Here is a 13,462-nt window from a genome sequence, read left to right on the forward strand (position 1 = left end):
TATGGCGAGTTTGGCAAGGTCGAGCAGCTCTGCGTTTGTTGCTGCAGCCGATGTTCCGCGCGAAGGTCTCGGCGGTGGCATCACGCGACAGATCCTCGGATATGGCCCTGAAATCATGATCGTTCGGGTCTGGTTCGAAAAGGGCGCGGTCGGTGAGGTGCATGCGCATCCCCACAGCCAGTCGACCTATGTCGAAAGCGGGCAATTCGAAGTCTTCATTGATGGCGAGAAGCGCGTGCTGGGCGCAGGCGACAGCTTCTATATCGCGCCGCACCTCGATCATGGTGCGGTTTGCCTCGAGCCGGGTGTCCTGATCGACACATTCAGCCCGCTGCGTGAAGATTTTCTGAGCGAGGGGGCCTGACCATGTTCAAGGGTAAATTACGCTATGTGATTGTAATGCTGGTCGCGCTTGCGACCATTATCAATTACATTGATCGCGGAGCGTTGGGCTTTTTGTGGCCCGAAATCTCCGAAGACCTCGGCATGACCAAGACGGATTATGCCATTATTCTCAACGTCTTCACCTTCGCCTATGCATTCGGTCAGACCCTCTTTGGCAAGATCTTTGACTGGATCGGTGTCCGGCTGGGATTTGTGCTCTCGATTGTGGTGTGGTCGGCCGCGACGATCCTGCATGCTTTTGCGCAAGGCTTGCTGAGTTTCGCAGTCTTTCGCGCGGTCTTGGGTGTTTCAGAAGCCGGCAACTGGCCAGGTGCGACCAAGGCCAACGCCGAGTGGTTTCCGATCGATGAGCGGGCCCTCGCCCAGGGTATCTTCAATTCAGGCGCCGCCATCGGCGGTATCGTTTCAGCGCCAATTATTGGCTTGCTGTTCGTCTGGCTGGGTAGCTGGCAAGCGACCTTCATCGCGATTGGCGCGCTGGGCTTCCTGTGGCTCATACCGTGGTTGATTGTCTACAAAAGCGGCCCGGACGCACACCCTTGGATCACCGAGGAGGAGCGTCAGTTCATCCTGACCGGCCAGCGCAACCAGGACACCAACGAGGTCGCCGAATACGCGCCAGACACAAAGGAAATCCTCAGTCGCAAGGAAAGCTGGGGCGTCATCCTCGCCAGCTTCTTCCTCGATCCGATCTGGTGGCTCTTTGTGGGTTGGCTCCCGCTCTATCTGAACGAGACTTATGGTTTCGGCGTTGAAGAGATCGCGCTCTATTCGTGGGTGCCCTATGTCGGCGCAATGCTAGGTGCCTGGTTTGGCGGATTGCTGGCCGGAAACCGGATCAAGGCGGGATGGAGCGTCAATCGCACGCGCAAATCGGTGATCGCGCTGGGCGGGTTGATTATGCTCATTTCACTGCTTGCCACCACTCAGGCATCTACGCCTCTGTTCGCGGTCTTGCTCATGGCGATCATCCTGTTCGGCTTCCAGACCGCGGTTGGCAATATCCAGACGCTGCCGAGCGACTTCTACAGTGGCAAGTCGGTGGGATCGCTGGCAGGTTTCGCCGGAACTGCAGCCAAGCTCGCTGTGGTTCTGCTCAATTTCCTGATCCCGATCATCACGATCAACAGCTACGTACCTGCGTTTATTGTCGGTGCAGGCCTGGCAATCATGACCGTGCTTTCTGTCTTGATCCTGTGCCCTGAGATCAAGCCACTCAAATCCAAAACTTCCTGATTTACTTCGTTCAAGCAATGGGACCCAGACTATGAAATTTGCAGGCAAAACCGCGATCGTAACCGGCGGAAGCCGCGACATTGGGCGCGCAATCAGCGTCAAACTGGCTAGCGAAGGCGCGAACGTCGTCGTGAATTACAACAGCAATGAAGAAGATGCAGATGCGACTCTGGCAGCAATTGCAGCCTCTGGCGGAGGCAAAGGTATCAAGGTCAAAGCAGACGTGACCAAAGCGGCTGATGTCGATGCCTTGGTTGCGAAGGCCCGCGCCGAATTCGGCGATGCGATCCATGTCCTCGTCAACAATGCGGGCGGCCTCGTTGCTCGCAAAACACTGGAAGAGATGGATGAAGAGTTCTTCAACTTCGTCATGCAGCTCAATATCACTTCGACCTTCCTCGCAACCAAGGCAGTTGCCCCGCACATGGGCGCCGGTGGCGCGATCGTAAATCTTGCCTCGCTGGCCGGCCGGGATGGCGGCGGAGGCGGCGCTTCGGCTTACGCAACTTCGAAGGGTGCCGTGATGACCTTCACCCGTGCCATGGCCAAGGAACTTGGCCCCAAGGGCATCCGCACCAATGCCCTGTGCCCGGGCATGATTGCTACGGCCTTCCATGACAAGTTCACGCCCGATGCAGCGCGCGAGAATGTCGCCAATTCCACCCCGCTCAAGCGGCAGGGCAAGGCGGAGGAAACGGCCGATCTCGTCGCCTATCTCGCCTCTGATGAAGCATCGTTCATCAATGGCGCGAATATCGATATCAATGGCGGCCTGGCTTACTCCTGACCAGGTGCGATTGATGCCATGAATATCCAGTCGGAAATTGAAAAGCGTCTTGCAGCGGCCCCGATCGTTCCACTGATCGGATCGGATAGTCCGGCCGAGGCTGTCGAGACCGCGAAAGCTCTGCAGGCCGGCGGCTTGACTGTGATCGAGGTCGTCCTGCGCAGCGATGCTGCGCAGGCGTGCATGGAGGCGATCCTGGCTGAAACCGATGGCCTGATCGTCGGTGCCGGGACGGTCTTGACAATCGACCAGGCGAAATCGGTCCTGGATGCCGGAGCGCAGTTCATTGTCTGCCCCGGTCTGGTCGACGAGATCGTAACGCATTGTTTCGCCGAAGGCGTACCAGTTTATCCCGGCACGATGACAGCTGGCGAAGTGCAACGCGCCTATGCGCTTGGCCTGCGTGCAGTGAAGTTCTTCCCTGCCAGCCTGGCAGGCGGAGTTCCCATGCTGAAAGCGCTTGGCTCTGTATTTGGGGAAATGCGCTTTATGCCGACTGGCGGTGTTTCGGCCCAGAACCTTGGCGAATTCCTCGGGTTACCGAGCGTGATCGCCTGTGGCGGCAGCTGGCTCACTCCCAAGGACGCGGTCGCGGCTGGCGACTACTCCCAGGTAACCCAATTGGCGCGCGAGGCGGTTGCGATCGCTCAAGCCGCTCGCTGAACGAAAGGTCCCCCTCATGGCTGAATTCCTGTCTTTTGGTGAAATCATGCTGCGTCTCAAGACGTCAGGGCATGAACGTTTCTTCCAATCACCAACCTTCGAGGCGACCTTCGGCGGTGGTGAAGCCAACGTCGCCGTTGCCCTGAGCAATTATGGTCTGAATGCTGGGTTCGTGAGCGCATTGCCGGACAATGACATCGGCGAGGCGGCGATCCGCGAACTGTGGAAGTTCGGCGTCGACACCGCTCACGTCCGCCGGAGCGGGGATCGGGTCGGCATCTATTTCCTGGAAACCGGCTCCAACCAACGCCCATCCAAAGTGGTTTACGATCGGGCGCGTTCCTCGATCTGTGATGCCGGGCCGGGCGACTTCGACTGGGCCCAGGTTTTCAATGGTGCAAAGTGGTTGCATATCACCGGGATAACGCCTGCTCTCAGCCAATCCGCCGCAGACCTGAGCCTGGAATGCGTCAAAGCGGCGCAAGAGGCAGGCGTGACCGTTTCGTGCGACTTCAATTTCCGGGGCAAGCTCTGGAAGTATGGCAAAACTGCGCCCGAGGTCATGCGCGAGCTGGTGAAATATGTCGATGTCGGCATCGCCAACGAAGAAGACTGCCAGAAGTCTCTCGACATCTCTGTTGATGTCGATGTGGAATCGGGTGAGCTCGACACGGCCAAATATGAAGCGCTCTCGCAGAAGGTGCTCGATATCTATCCGGGTATGAGCACCATCGCGATAACCCTTCGCGAAAGTCTCAGCGCAGATCGCAATAACTGGTCCGCCTGCCTGCGCACTCGCGAGGGTGGCTTCAAGCTTTCGCACCGCTACGAGCTGACCGACATCGTCGACCGTGTGGGCGGCGGCGACAGCTTTGCATCCGCACTCATCTATGGCCTCAATGCTTACGAAGACCGTCAGCAATCGCTCGAATTTGCAGTCGCCGCAAGCTGCCTCAAGCATTCGATCCTGGGCGATTTCAACCGCGTGACTGTGCCGGAAGTCGAAAAGCTAATGTCAGGCGATGGTTCAGGCCGCGTCCAGCGATAGACTAAATCTCCCGGTCCTTTCTCGCACCAGATTTGGCAGATTATCGCTTTTGGCCGCTGCTACCCAATTGAACGGATCAAGAGGCGGCCGATTCGCCCCTTTTGATTACGGACCGATTTGGCTGAGCGCTCGAACTGACATGATCGTCGCCGCGAGCTCGGATCTGCGCAATTTTGGCGTTTGAGAGCCCGCTTTCAGGAATGAGGATCTCGAACGGCAAGGTCTGGATTGGGGACGCAAAACAGACGTTCGTCGGTCCCATGTTTCGTTTGGGACCGCAGGGCCTCAGGTCTGCCTCATCAATTGTTCGTCGATTAGCGCTGACACATCGTTGGCAGCCTTGAGGACCGGCTGGTTGGCAAGGTGCGCATATCGTGCTGTCATTTGAACCTGTGTGTGTCCGAGTAGCTTGCCAATCATCGGTAGGCTTTGGCCATTGCTCACGGCAACCGAAGCAAACGTATACCTAAGGTCGTGGATGCGCGCGTCCTTGAGGCCCGCCCGCCCGCGCAGCCGCTGCCAGAACGGCTGGAGGTCAGTGAGGTGCGCCCCAGGATTGCGTCCGACAATGACAAAGGGATTTCCGTCAACTTTGTCGATCGACTGAAGGACGGAGATTGCGGCTGAACCAAGATGGACGACTTTGGCACCAGTCTTTGAATCGGGGAGCCTCAGTGCGTGGTCCGGGAGGTCGACATGTTCCCATCGAAGCTTGAGGATTTCACCAAGTCGACAGCCAGTGAACAGCAATAGCCGGATAGCGGCAATCGCTGAAGGCAGCTCGATCCGTTCCTTCTCCAACTCCCGCAACCACCGTCTTATTGAAATCATTCAACAAATAGGCCTCGCTGTTTCCAGCGGGGCCTATTTGCGTTGGAACTGGGAGCACATAGGAATCAAATGGGGGTTGGGCAGACCGCCGACATCCCCTGTCACTCGCCTGTCTGGCGCACCTCGTCCCTCATATTGTCTTCGCTTGGTCCCTTGGTGGTTAGTGACCATTTGCGCTGGTTTGCGAAGAAGATGCTTGATGTCAGCCCGGCGACAAGGATTGGATAATCTCTTCCCGGTCACTACATTGGCCATGTAATCGAAGGAGGTTTGCGATGCCGGACTCCGCTATCTCGGTGGCAACGGGTCAAATCAATGATGCTCGCGCGCGTAAGGCGCTCCGCCCTTCCATCGCGGGCTTTTTTGACGAAGCGACCAACACCGTCAGCTACGTCGTGCATGATCCGGCGACGGGCGAGGCGGCTATTGTCGACTCTGTGCTCGACTATCAGGCGGCGTCAGGGCGGACATCCTACGGCTCGGCTGATCGCATCATCGAATATGTGAAATCGCATGATCTGACAGTCGTTTGGCTGATCGAGACGCATGCCCATGCCGATCATATCTCGGCCGCGCCCTATTTGCAGGAGAAACTGGGCGGCAAACTCGCGATCGGGGCAGAGATTGTCCGGGTGCAGGAAGTGTTTGGCAAGTTGTTCAACGCGGGCACAGATTTCGAGCGTGACGGATCGCAGTTCGACCATCTGTTCACCGATGGCGAAAGGTTCGCACTCGGCGATATCACGGGCATTGCTCTGCATGTGCCGGGCCATACGCCCGCCGATATGGCGTTCATCATCGGCGACGCGGCATTTGTAGGTGATACGATTTTCATGCCCGATTTCGGCACCGCGCGGGCGGATTTTCCGGGTGGTGACGCACGGCAACTGTTCCAGTCGATCCGTCGCCTGCTCTCTTTGCCGGACGAAACGCGCTTGTTTCTGTGCCACGATTACAAGGCACCGGGCCGTGATGATTATGCGTGGGAAACCACCGTCGGCCAGCAACGGCGCGAGAACATCCATGTCAAGGATGGGGTCAGCGAAGAGGATTTTGTCACCATGCGAACTGAGCGGGACAAGGCGCTGGATATGCCGAAGCTGATTATGCCGTCGGTACAGGTCAATATCCGCGGGGGACACTTGCCGGAGCCGGAGGATAATGGCGTCAGCTACATCAAGATCCCGGTGAACGCGGTATGACCTTGCCAGGTTTTCCCGAAGCGGCTCCGCTTGCTGGGCTGGGCGGCGGCATTCTGATCGGGCTCGCGGCTGCGCTGATGTTGCTGGGGGCCGGAAGGATCGCAGGCGTTTCTGGCATTGCCGCGCGCGCCACGGGTCTCAGCTCGGGCGGTATGTCCGGCTCTAGCGCATGGATGTTCCTGCTCGGGCTGCCGCTGGGCGCGCTGGTCGTGGTGATGCTTTCAGGAGGGCTTGAGGCGAGCTTTGCCAACCCGTGGGTTCTCGCCATCGCAGGCTTGCTGGTGGGCATCGGCACGCGGCTGGGCAGCGGCTGTACTAGCGGTCACGGCGTCTGCGGCGTTAGCCGCCTGTCGCAGCGTTCCATTGTTGCCACGCTCACTTTCATGGCCGCAGGCATCGCCACAGTTGCCGCGATGAATGCAGCCGGACTGGAGGTGCTGCCATGATCAAGCGCATTCTTCCTCCGCTTGCCTCCGGCACTTTGTTCGGCGCCGGTCTGGCGCTGGGCGGCATGACCGACCCCGCCCGCGTCCGCGGATTTCTGGATCTGTTCGGCGACTGGGATCCCACGCTTGCTTTCGTGATGGGCGGCGCGGTGATCGTGATGGCACTTGCCTGGCGATTCCAGCCGCGCATGGCTGCGCCGCTATTTGCCGAAAAATTCGCACTGCCCAATCGGACTGAACTGACCCCGCGCCTGATCGGCGGGGCCGCGCTGTTCGGCATCGGTTGGGGCGTCGCCGGCCTGTGCCCGGGCCCAGGGGTCGCCGCACTGGTGATCGAACCGGCATCGGCGGCGATCTTCGTGGTCGCCATGCTGGCCGGTATGGGCCTCGTCAGGCTGATCGAAGGGGCATGACGCGCGTCATCTTGTTCAACAAGCCGCACGGCGTGTTGTCCCAATTCACCGACCGGGGAAGCCCGACGCAGCGACAGACCCTGTCGAATTTCATCGACGTGCCGGGCGTCTATCCGGCTGGCCGGCTGGATCGCGACAGTGAGGGTTTGCTGCTGTTGTGCGATGACGGGAAGCTGCAGGCGCAAATCGCCGATCCGCGCTTCAAGCTGCCCAAGACGTATCTCGCGCAGGTTGAGGGCGAACCCGCTCCGGAAGCTCTGGAACAGCTACGCAGGGGCGTTCGCCTCAAGGACGGGCTCACGCGTCCCGCAGAGGTGGACCTCATTGCTGATCCGCAATTGTGGCCCCGTGATCCTCCGATCAGGGTGCGCAAGTCTATTCCCGATAGTTGGATCAAGCTGACCATCCGCGAGGGGAAGAACCGTCAGGTGCGCAGGATGACAGCAGCCGTCGGACACCCGACCTTGCGGCTCGTCCGTTGGGCCATTGGCGATTGGACCCTCGAAGGTTTGGAGCCGGGCAGTTGGCGCGAAAGTGCTGCCCCCTGACTAGCTGCCGTGTTCGCCGTCAAAGGCAATGCAGCCCTGATTGATCAGTGTGCGGATCAAGCCCTGCGTCGATTGCGATGCACTCTGGCTCGCATCGATGGCAATATAGGGCTGCGCGCACAGCGCCTCGGCAAAGGCCACGGTATCACCCGCACACTCATGCGCCTCTCCGTCCACCATGAGCAGTATCAATCCCTGGTCCTGCCGGACGTAGGCGAACCGGCTGGCCGGATTCCGGACGAGGGCGGCTCCGGCTCTTAGGGCCTGCTCAACTTCGCTTGCGCTCACGGCTTCGTCGGGCCCCCAATCGACAATATCGTTCTTGGGTGCCGTCGCATATTTGCCGAACCAGCGTGCAAAGGCGCGTTTGTCGGACAGGCGCTCTGTCACCATCGCATGAAGCCGGGATAGCGCGAGACCGGTAATCTCTCCGGGGTTGTCCTGCGCGGCCAGGTCCGGGTCACCGTATCGATCGGCTTGCGATAGGCCGGCGAGCACGTCTTCGCTCCACCCCTCGATCAGGTCCTCACGCGAGGGCGCGCGGAACCCCACCGAATAGGTCATGCAATCATGGCCGATTGCGGTGCCCCGATGCGCAACACCGGGCGGCACATAGAGCATATCTCCTGGCTCCAGCACCCAGCTGTCGCCGGCCTCGAATTCGGCGAGGAGTTGCAGGTCGGCATGGGGAAGAAGGGGCGTTTCGTCGGAGCACAGAGGCCCCAGCTCCCACCGGCGCTGGCCCAGACCCTGAATCAGGAACACGTCATACTGGTCAAAATGCGCGCCGACACCGCCGCCATCGGTGGCATAGCTGACCATGATGTCGTCGATCCGCCAATTGGGGACGAACCGGAACGGTTCGATCAGCGCGGCAACTTCTGGCACGTGATGATCCACCGCCTGTACCAGCAAGGTCCACGGCTCCTGACCCAGCCTGTCAAAGCGGTCTTCAGGCAAAGGGCCATGTTCCACGCTTAGGCCATTGGCTGGCCCGGTCACCAGCCGCGATTCCACCGGCGCCTCACAGGCCAGGCCGGCCAGTTCGTCCGGCTCCATCGGATTGTGCCAATCGGCCCAGGCCTTGCGGATCAGCAGCGGCTTCTTTTGCCAATAGTCGCGCAGGAATTCCGCTGGATCAAAGCTATCTAATCCCGTCGTCACAGTGGCTATTCCTGTCCCGACGCGGCGACCATATCCATGAAATTGCGCGCAGCCTCGCGCTCTGTCTCATCCTTGAAGGCGATGTCCAGATCTGGCGCGGCATCGAGCATGTAGAGCAAGCTCCACAGAACGAAGCGCTGGCCCGGATCCTTTTCCAGCCCGAAGTCAACCAGCATTCTCTCGGTCGCCGCCGGGATCGCGTCAACTTGCACTTCGCTCAGGTCGGTTGTTCCGAAATAGCGCTGCAACAGATGTTCCATGTCCATCGGGCGGCGCTAAACCTCTGGCGCGATGATGCAAGCCTGCAAACGGTTTGCCGCTCCGGCATCAAGGCCATTGGGCATAGCGGCCAGAGTTGCTAGGGGCGCCCGCTATGCTCACGATTGATGATGTTACTGTCCGGCTCGGCGGCCAACCGATTCTGGAGCACGCCAGTGCTTCGATCCCGCATGGCGCGCGGGTCGGGCTGATCGGCCGCAATGGTGCGGGCAAGTCGACATTGATGAAGGCGCTGATCGGCGAGATTGAGCCTGACGAAGGCGCGATCACGCGGTCATCGAAGGTCCGTCTGGGCTATATCGCGCAGGAGGCGCCCAGCGGTTCTATCACGCCGGAAGAGGTTGTACTGGCGGCCGATGTCGAGCGTGCGCAATTGCTGGAGGAATCGGAAAACTGCACCGACATGGATCGTCTGGGCGATGTCCATGATCGCCTGCTGGCCATCGATGCCTACAGCGCCCCGTCGCGGGCGGCGCGTATTCTCACAGGCCTCGGCTTTGACGAAGGCATGCAGCGCCAACCGCTCGACAGCTTCTCTGGCGGGTGGAAGATGCGTGTGGCGCTGGGGGCTTTGTTGTTTTCGCAGCCGGATGTGCTCTTGCTGGATGAGCCGTCCAACCACCTCGATCTCGAGGCGACCTTGTGGCTGGAGAACTTCCTCAAGAGCTATCCGGCAACCCTGCTGGTTATCAGCCATGAGCGCGATCTTCTGAACAAGGTGGCCGATCATATCCTGCACCTGCAGGGCGGCCGGCTGACCTTGTATCCCGGCGGCTATGACAGCTTTGAAAAGCAACGTGCCGAGCGGGCAGCACAGTTGGAAGCTGCAAGAGCATCGCAGGAGGCCCAGCGCGCCAAACTGCAGGATTATGTCGCGCGCAACAGCGCACGCGCTTCGACCGCCAAACAGGCGCAATCGCGGGCGAAAATGCTCGCCAAAATGCAACCGATCGCAGCTTTGATGGAAGACCCCTCGCTTAGTTTCGATTTCCCCAATCCTGCTGCGCTGAAGCCGCCCATGATCACGATGGACATGGCCGCCGTTGGCTACACGCCCGATGTGCCCGTGCTCAAACGGGTGAGCTTGCGGATCGAACCGGATGACCGGATCGCGCTGTTGGGCCGGAACGGTAACGGCAAGACCACGCTTGCGCGGCTGTTGGCAGCCCAGCTTCCGCTGATGGAAGGCGAGGTGAACGCGCCGGGGAAGATGAAGGTCGGCTATTTCACCCAGTACCAGGTGGAGGAACTGGCCGGAGACGATACTCCGCTGGAGCATATGACCCGGGCCATGCAGGGTAAGCCGCCAGGTGCCGTGCGCGAGCAACTGGGCCGGTTCGGATTCTCCGGCAATCGCGCAACGCAAAAGGTGGCGAAACTGTCTGGCGGGGAACGCGCCCGCCTGGCGCTGGCCCTCATTACCCGCGACGCGCCGCATTTGCTGATCCTGGACGAGCCGACCAACCATCTCGATGTCGATGCGCGCGAGGCGCTGGTCCAGGCCCTTAACGCCTATTCGGGCTCGGTAATTCTGATCAGCCATGACCGGCACATGGTCGAACTGACCGCGGACCGGCTGGTGCTGGTCGATGGCGGGACGGCCAAGGAATATGCCGGCAGCATGGAAGATTATATCGACTTCGTGCTCGGCCTGAACCAGCCGAAGAAGGAAAGCTCTGCCAAGCCGCACAAGGGCAAGCGCGGAAGCTCTTCCAAGGATCGCGCGAAGATCCGCAGCTTGCGTGCCGATGTGAAGCGGGTCGAGACGGTGATGGCCAAACTGCAATCAGACCGCAGCGCAATCGATCAGGCCATGTACGAGCCTGCCAACGCTGCCCCGCGCCTTGCCGAGCAGCCTATGAGTGACCTGTTGGCGCAACGGGCGAAACTGTCGGAGCAGCTTGATGAAGCAGAAGCCGAATGGCTTTCGCTAGGCGAGGCGCTGGAAGCCGTCGGGGGCGATTGATCTGGCTAACCCGGCTGCTGCAGTCAGATTTCAGCCGAGAAACTCGCGACATCCGGTCGCGTTCAGCAAAGGAACAATTCGCTCGCGGGTTTCGTCCGGCAATGCGGCAAACCGCTGCCGAAGATCAGCCAGGCATTTAAGCTGGTATTTGAAGGTACCCTGCTCGTAGGGCAGGCCATCCACTTCGAAGCGGAAGGTTTCCTTACCCGCTTGCGCCGCTGCCGCATTGGCTTGCAGGAAGGGGACATAGACCCGGCCGACCTCTGACAGAAACGCCTCGACCACTGGCGGGGCTGGCTCAACCGGTGCGCTCCATGCGCCTTCGATATCGGACGCATCATCGACATGCAGCAACCAGCGATAGGTGTCCGGGAACTCGGCCCGCATCATGGTCTGCGCCGTCGGGTCCACGCCGAGCTGCGAGAATTGGCCATAGATACCGAACTCGGCCAGCGAAGGACGGGTGCCGAAGAACCAATGCTGGTTCACTACATGGTCCTCCAACGCGCGCAGTAGCCGACGTGTGGACGCCTCGATCAGGGCAAAGTTCTCCCGCGTGCAGCCGACCAGTGCCATGCGCCCGACCTGGCGCTCGCGGAAGGTACTCGCGAAGCTCTCGATTGTGTCCAGGCCGCCGCCCTTGAAAGCATCGAAGGCCAGCCAATGGCTCATCTGGATCTGGTCGACATCCTCCAGCCAGCGATATCCGAACATAGCCTTGGTCAGCCACTCGTCGGCGAAATCCTCGATCAGGTGCGCGAGGAATGCCTGGCCGGGATCGTCAGGGATCACGGACCGGCCCGTGTGTCGCCGTTCAAGATCATAGATCAGCGGAGTTGAATCATTGGCAAAGCTGCCATCGGGGTATTCCAACACCGGAATAACGGGCGCGCGGACCTGCGATTGCGCGTCCCGGGCCGATGCTCCATGCGCCCAGATGTGCGTGATCCGCCGATAGCGCAGCAACGCGCGCATCTTCATCGAATAGGGCGAGGCAAGTGCGCCGTGGAGTGTATACATGGATGCCGTCCTCACCTCGGTGTAGATGCTACGATTGTATCACAGCTGAAAGGCCGGGCGTTGCCGGAGGCTGTCGCGCCAGCGGGCAATATTCGTGCACTCTTCACCCGGCTGCAGACGCACAATCTTGGCGAAATCCATAAACACGAAGGCGGTCACATCGGCGACCGAAAGCTGGTTTGCCGCGACAAAATCCTTGCCTGCCAAATGGCGTTCCAGCTTGTCGAAGAAATGCCCGATCTGCTGCATGCCACGCTCGGCCAGGGCAGGAATCTGTTCGTAATTATGTGGTCCGGGCAGGGCGCGGCCTTTCATCGCCGGGGTGGAATTGCGCAAAGCGCTGGCAACGCCCATGCCGAACTCCTGCTCAACCTTCCATTGCCAGGTCGCAATTTCTGACTTTTCCAGTGCTGTGGTGCCCATCATTGGCGGCTCGGGAAAAGTCTCTTCCAGCCACACGGCGATACCGGCGTTGTCGGTCAACACGGTGCCATCTTCCAGCTTCAGCGCCGGGACAGTGGCATTCGGATTGATGGCCAGAAATTCTGCGCCCATTTGCTCGCCCTTGCGCAGGTCGATTTCGACCACATCATGCGGCACATCTTTCTCGGCCAGGATAATCCGGGCCCGGCGCGGACTTGGCGCTGTTTTGCAGTCGTAGAATGTCAGGGTCATGATGAGGCGCTCCGGCACATATCAGGCAGCATTGCTGGGGTGATATTGCACTGCTACTTTTGCAAGACAAGCACGGCTCTCGGGATGCACCACTGATGATCGATCTCTACACCTCGCCTACACCCAACGGTCACAAGGCGTCCTGCACGCTTGAGGAATTGGGGCTGCCCTACACGGTTCACGCCATTGATCTTTCAGCCGGTGACCAGAAACGTGAGAGCTTTCTGGCGATGAACCCGAATGGGCGGATCCCGGTGATCGTCGATCGCGAGAATGATGATCTGGCGGTGTTCGAATCCGGTGCCATCATGGTCTATCTGGCAGAGAAGACCGGCCGTTTGCTGCCGACCGAGAGCAAGGCGCGGGCGCGGGTGATGTCGTGGCTGATGTTCCAGATGGGGGGCGTTGGCCCGATGATGGGCCAAGCCAACGTGTTCCACCGTTACCTGCCCGAGAAGATCCCGACCGCGATCAGCCGCTACCAGAATGAATCGCGCCGCCTGTTCGAAGTGCTTGACCGGCGACTGGGCGAGAGCGAGTGGCTGGGAGACGAATTCTCGATCGCGGATATTGCCAATTGGTGCTGGGTCCGGACCTATCGCTGGTCAGGTGTATCTCGCGATGGGTTGGACAATCTCGATCGCTGGCTGGATATTATGAAACAACGCCCCTCGCTGCGCCAGGGGGTGCAGATCCCGATCGTTTCGGAAAATGCCCTGAAGGACGAGGAAGCGACGAAGAAGTTCGCCGAACGCGCCCGGAACAACGTCCAGACCTGA

At 59.9% G+C, this 13,462-nt stretch carries 16 protein-coding genes; 11 read left to right on the forward strand and 5 right to left on the reverse strand.

The features are described 5' to 3' along the window. Position 1: 1 nt before the first annotated feature. The 5 genes from ABD653_RS11735 to ABD653_RS11755 are packed head-to-tail and all read left to right on the forward strand — an operon-like array spanning position 2 to position 4,139. Positions 2–364 carry a cupin domain-containing protein gene (locus ABD653_RS11735; protein WP_160778843.1) on the forward strand — a complete coding sequence of 121 codons (363 nt, stop codon included), beginning with the start codon at positions 2–4 and terminating at the stop codon, positions 362–364. 2 nt (positions 365–366) lie between these two features. Continuing rightward, positions 367–1,641 carry an MFS transporter gene (locus ABD653_RS11740; RefSeq protein WP_160778844.1) on the forward strand — a complete coding sequence of 425 codons (1,275 nt, stop codon included), beginning with the start codon at positions 367–369 and terminating at the stop codon, positions 1,639–1,641. Between the two features lie 31 nt (positions 1,642–1,672). Beyond that, positions 1,673–2,428, forward strand: a complete 756-nt coding sequence (locus tag ABD653_RS11745; RefSeq protein ID WP_160778845.1) for an SDR family NAD(P)-dependent oxidoreductase — start codon at positions 1,673–1,675, stop codon at positions 2,426–2,428. A gap of 18 nt (positions 2,429–2,446) precedes the next feature. Beyond that, entirely contained in the window at positions 2,447–3,091 is a 645-nt protein-coding gene (locus ABD653_RS11750; RefSeq protein ID WP_199801099.1) for a bifunctional 4-hydroxy-2-oxoglutarate aldolase/2-dehydro-3-deoxy-phosphogluconate aldolase, read from the forward strand. Between the two features lie 16 nt (positions 3,092–3,107). Beyond that, positions 3,108–4,139: a sugar kinase gene (locus ABD653_RS11755; protein WP_160778846.1), complete on the forward strand. Its 1,032-nt coding sequence runs from the start codon at positions 3,108–3,110 to the stop codon at positions 4,137–4,139. Between the two features lie 285 nt (positions 4,140–4,424). On the opposite strand, the gene ABD653_RS11760 is transcribed toward ABD653_RS11755, so the two are convergent. Next, entirely contained in the window at positions 4,425–4,970 is a 546-nt protein-coding gene (locus tag ABD653_RS11760) for a tyrosine-type recombinase/integrase (protein WP_160778847.1), read from the reverse strand. 275 nt (positions 4,971–5,245) lie between these two features. On the opposite strand from ABD653_RS11760, the gene ABD653_RS11765 reads away from it, so the two are divergent. The 4 genes from ABD653_RS11765 to ABD653_RS11780 are packed head-to-tail and all read left to right on the forward strand — an operon-like array spanning position 5,246 to position 7,579. Next, positions 5,246–6,172, forward strand: a complete 927-nt coding sequence (locus tag ABD653_RS11765; protein WP_160778848.1) for an MBL fold metallo-hydrolase — start codon at positions 5,246–5,248, stop codon at positions 6,170–6,172. Then, positions 6,169–6,618 (forward strand): YeeE/YedE family protein, encoded by a 450-nt coding sequence (locus ABD653_RS11770; RefSeq protein ID WP_160778849.1) that lies wholly within the window; start codon positions 6,169–6,171, stop codon positions 6,616–6,618. The genes ABD653_RS11765 and ABD653_RS11770 overlap by 4 nt, the downstream gene beginning before the upstream one ends. After that, entirely contained in the window at positions 6,615–7,031 is a 417-nt protein-coding gene (locus ABD653_RS11775) for a DUF6691 family protein (RefSeq protein ID WP_160778850.1), read from the forward strand. The genes ABD653_RS11770 and ABD653_RS11775 overlap by 4 nt, the downstream gene beginning before the upstream one ends. Next, a complete protein-coding gene (locus ABD653_RS11780) occupies positions 7,028–7,579 on the forward strand; it encodes a pseudouridine synthase (RefSeq protein ID WP_160778851.1) in 552 nt (183 codons plus the stop codon). Before ABD653_RS11775 ends, ABD653_RS11780 begins: the two co-directional genes overlap by 4 nt. Here the strand turns inward: ABD653_RS11780 and ABD653_RS11785 are convergent, their stop codons facing one another. Together ABD653_RS11785 and ABD653_RS11790 are read right to left on the reverse strand one after the other, a co-directional pair. Beyond that, a complete protein-coding gene (locus tag ABD653_RS11785; RefSeq protein WP_160778852.1) occupies positions 7,580–8,743 on the reverse strand; it encodes a cupin domain-containing protein in 1,164 nt (387 codons plus the stop codon). A gap of 5 nt (positions 8,744–8,748) precedes the next feature. Beyond that, positions 8,749–9,009 (reverse strand): hypothetical protein, encoded by a 261-nt coding sequence (locus ABD653_RS11790; RefSeq protein ID WP_160778853.1) that lies wholly within the window; start codon positions 9,007–9,009, stop codon positions 8,749–8,751. Between the two features lie 107 nt (positions 9,010–9,116). Between ABD653_RS11790 and ABD653_RS11795 the strand changes: the two genes are divergently transcribed. After that, positions 9,117–10,988 carry an ABC-F family ATP-binding cassette domain-containing protein gene (locus tag ABD653_RS11795; RefSeq protein ID WP_160778854.1) on the forward strand — a complete coding sequence of 624 codons (1,872 nt, stop codon included), beginning with the start codon at positions 9,117–9,119 and terminating at the stop codon, positions 10,986–10,988. 30 nt (positions 10,989–11,018) lie between these two features. Here the strand turns inward: ABD653_RS11795 and ABD653_RS11800 are convergent, their stop codons facing one another. Together ABD653_RS11800 and ABD653_RS11805 are read right to left on the reverse strand one after the other, a co-directional pair. Next, on the reverse strand, positions 11,019–12,008 hold the full coding sequence (locus tag ABD653_RS11800) for a glutathione S-transferase N-terminal domain-containing protein (protein WP_160778855.1): 990 nt from the start codon (positions 12,006–12,008) through the stop codon (positions 11,019–11,021). Positions 12,009–12,047: 39 nt separating this feature from the next. Next, positions 12,048–12,683: a glutathione S-transferase family protein gene (locus ABD653_RS11805; RefSeq protein WP_160778856.1), complete on the reverse strand. Its 636-nt coding sequence runs from the start codon at positions 12,681–12,683 to the stop codon at positions 12,048–12,050. Between the two features lie 95 nt (positions 12,684–12,778). On the opposite strand from ABD653_RS11805, the gene ABD653_RS11810 reads away from it, so the two are divergent. Further along, entirely contained in the window at positions 12,779–13,462 is a 684-nt protein-coding gene (locus ABD653_RS11810; RefSeq protein ID WP_160778857.1) for a glutathione S-transferase family protein, read from the forward strand.

This window comes from Parerythrobacter jejuensis (genome assembly GCF_039536765.1).
Classification (GTDB): Bacteria; Pseudomonadota; Alphaproteobacteria; order Sphingomonadales; family Sphingomonadaceae; genus Parerythrobacter; species Parerythrobacter jejuensis.